Genomic DNA, 3084 nt, shown 5'->3' on the forward strand with positions numbered 1-3084 from the left:
CTATAATATAGGGCTCAGCTAAAATAAAAGGGGAACTGTATCATACTTTTCCCCTTTTACAAAATTGGGATGCTCCCCTCTTCTTTCTTATAAAAACTGGCATATCACCACAACTCCAGAAGACGGTAGTGCCCTGAAGGAAAGGATCGAGTAAGTTACTATTAGAGAGAAGTGTTTATCATAGTGTGATATGACAGTAGAGATTCCCCATTGTCCTAATTGTGGCTCAAAAGAAGTTAGTCGTAACGGTCAAACTCGGCATGGCAAACAAAACTATAAATGTCGAGAATGTGGTCGTCAGTTTGTTTTAAATCCGGCATGGAAACCTATTACAAAAGAACTGCATGAGTTAATGTCACGGATGCTACTTGAACGTATTTCTCAGGCGGGGATTGCTCGGGTACTTCAAGTGTCAGAAGATACAGTGCAGCGATACGTTAATAGCCAAGCGGCTGCTGTTAAGAAGCAAGTGGAGGTGACTCCCAAGGAAAAAAAGCGCTTGAGTGTTCAGATGGATGAGTTATGGTCATTCGTTGATAGTAAAGGAAATCAGCAGTGGGTCTGGCTGGCATTGGATGCCCAGACTAGGGAAATTGTTGGTGTACATATTGGAGATCGTAGCGCAGTATCGGCTCAAGCTTTATGGAATTCAATGCCACCAGTGTACCGTCAATGTGCAGTAATTTATACCGATCATTGGAGTGCTTATGATTCTGTATTGCCCAGTAAACGTCATCGCGCCGCGTAGATAAAGATAGTGGTTTGACTAGCTATATCGAGCGCTTTAACTGTACTATTCGACAACGAGTATCTCGACTGGTAAGAAAGAGCTTAGGCTTCTCTAAAAAATTAGAAAATCATCTTGCTGCTATTTGGCGGTTTGTGCATCATTACAATGCTAATTTACAACTCTAAATGCCTACTTTTCTTTGAATTCAGTTTTATTCTCTCGATCCTTTCCTTCAGGGGACTACCCAGAAGACTTAACCTTCTTTGTGACATCCGTTATATCAGAAGAAAGCGAATCCGTTGGCGAACTTGCTTCTTCAACATCTGCTATATCCTTGAGGGTTGCAGGTTCGGGATGCTAATACCATTTTTTAAAATATGTGATAGACTTGTATAAAAAGTAAAGGAGAGAATTACCATGTCTGGTCGTCCTCATATAAAGATTACCGAATCTGGAGAAAATTTGCGAGAAATACTCAAAAAACAAAAAAGAATCCTAGCTTATAATAAAGTCCAAATGCTTTATTTATTTCAGTCAAAACAAGTAGAAACTGTGCGGGAGGTATCCGCAGTTTTAGGTAAAAGTGAGGCAACGATTCATCGCTGCCTCTCCCAATATAGAAAGGGCGGTCTGGAAAATTTGTTAAAAAATAGGCAGGTTTTCGGTCGCCCAAAAAAGTTCTCAGTTGAAATAGCAGCGACCTTGCAACAAGAGTTGAGAGACCCTGAAGGATTTCAGAGTTATAAAGAAGTTCATCGTTGGCTCTGGTTGATTAAAGAAATAGCCAGTAGTTACTCGGCTGTATATTATTTGGTTAGAGGGGAATTAAAAAGTAAATTAAAAATTCCCAGACCTCGCAGTATTTCTCAGAAATCTACGGCAGTTAATGAATTTAAAAATAACTTACATCAACAGATAAAAACTTTACTAGACAAAGCTTTACCTCAAGTAAACAAATATAAAAAAGTCACTTATTGGTGTAGTGATGAAACGCGGATAGGGCTGCATACAATAAAGTCGGCGCAAGCTGACGCTTTCAGGCGTAAAGCCCATGGGGAAGCATCAATGGAAATTTGAGTGTTTTTGGCTGTATGGGGCAGTATCAATCCCTACTGGAAAGAGTTTTTTTTGGGAGTTTTCGCATTTAGACAAAGTTTGTTTTGAAGCATATTTACAACTTTTGTCAATACAATATCCTGAGCAATTACACATCATTCAAGTTGATAACGCACCCGCTCATAAGTTGGACTCATCTGAATTACCCGACAATGTTATTTTACTATTTCAGCCTCCGGCTTGTCCCGAAGTAAATCCGACAGAAAGAGTGTGGGAATATCTCAAAGGTTTTTTAGCGAAAGTCGGTGTTTAGTAATCTTGACGAACTCCACATAAAAGTCCAGGAAATTTTGGTATCTTTCACCGAGCGTGTCATTGGTTTTCTCACCGGATGGTCTTGGATTTTACATTCTTTATCTCTATCACATCTTTAAAAAAATGGTATAAAATCGAGCCGTACCATTGATCTATTGGTATTTGCTTTCCGATCCGAAATCCTAAGTTTTCAATAATTTGTCGGGTTTCCGCGTGAGTGTGACCAGACCACAAGTGATATTCTAAAGAAAGGTTTTCCACAAGTTGCCAAGTATCTCGATCTTCAAATAACAGCCATCCTGCAGCTTCGCAGTCTACTTTGGCTAAATCGACGCTACCATCAATTCGCTCGATCGCCCTGCGAAATGATACCATTGGTATTTCGCCGCTTTCGCTAACTGTCGATCGGGTTTTTCCCGAAACTTCCCGAATGTCGAGGACTACTTTAGCATCTCGGTCTCCTACTGCTTCCAGAAAATAGGTAAAATTTGCGATTTGAGATTGATGTTTGAGGTAATTTTCCAGGTGGGGATTAGCTTCGTAGGCGTGAATCACGGCTTGGGGAAATCAGTTCCTCGCAGCAATCGGAAATAACCCGACATTGGCTCCAACATCAATAATTGTCATCAGGGATTCAGATAATTGCTCGACTCCGTAGCAGTCGTCTAAAAGCACTTCTATAAATTCTCCGTCTATGCCTTTCTCTGAAGGCACGTTTACTTGATGCAGTTTTCCTGGCAAAATTAATTGTTTTGGTAATTTGAAATTAGCAACTCTGTTAAATTTAATTCCTAACTTTTTGGCTCGAATTTGGCGCTGCACGAGTTGCTGAAGTTTATGGACAAGCATAGGGAGAGATGAGATTTGTTTTAATTTTAAAATAACGTTAGATGATGGAAAAGCCTCTAAGTAGGTCGGCATAAAAAAACCAAAGTAAGTAAAGAAATGTTAAGAGCGGGTACGGGAACTAAATTTAAAGCGAT

Annotated in this window: 3 protein-coding genes and 1 pseudogene; 2 read left to right on the forward strand and 2 right to left on the reverse strand. The window is 39.9% G+C overall.

Translation table 11 applies throughout. The annotated features are described in order from the left end of the window. Positions 1–190: 190 nt before the first annotated feature. A protein-coding gene (locus tag QUB24_RS33050; protein ID WP_333157793.1) for an IS1 family transposase occupies positions 191–915 on the forward strand; the annotation gives its coding sequence in 2 pieces (ribosomal slippage) (positions 191–742 and positions 745–915; 723 coding nt in all). A 232-nt stretch (positions 916–1147) separates the two neighbouring features. Continuing rightward, positions 1148–2220, forward strand: a pseudogene (locus tag QUB24_RS33055) (IS630 family transposase). Here the strand turns inward: QUB24_RS33055 and QUB24_RS33060 are convergent. Together QUB24_RS33060 and QUB24_RS33065 are read right to left on the reverse strand one after the other, a co-directional pair. Beyond that, on the reverse strand, positions 2171–2656 hold the full coding sequence (locus QUB24_RS33060) for a hypothetical protein (RefSeq protein WP_333157795.1): 486 nt from the start codon (positions 2654–2656) through the stop codon (positions 2171–2173). The pseudogene QUB24_RS33055 and the gene QUB24_RS33060 overlap by 50 nt on opposite strands. A gap of 12 nt (positions 2657–2668) precedes the next feature. After that, positions 2669–2950, reverse strand: a complete 282-nt coding sequence (locus tag QUB24_RS33065; protein WP_333157796.1) for a hypothetical protein — start codon at positions 2948–2950, stop codon at positions 2669–2671. Positions 2951–3084 lie beyond the last annotated feature (134 nt).

Origin of the sequence: Microcoleus sp. B9-D4 (genome assembly GCF_036705105.1) — a bacterium.
In the GTDB taxonomy this organism is placed as follows: domain Bacteria; phylum Cyanobacteriota; class Cyanobacteriia; order Cyanobacteriales; family Microcoleaceae; genus Microcoleus.

Coding starts and splice junctions, on each gene's coding strand:
- QUB24_RS33065 (WP_333157796.1), bottom strand. CDS start 2,950: ATGCTTGTCCATAAACTTCAGCAACTCGTGCAGCGCCAAATTCGAGCC.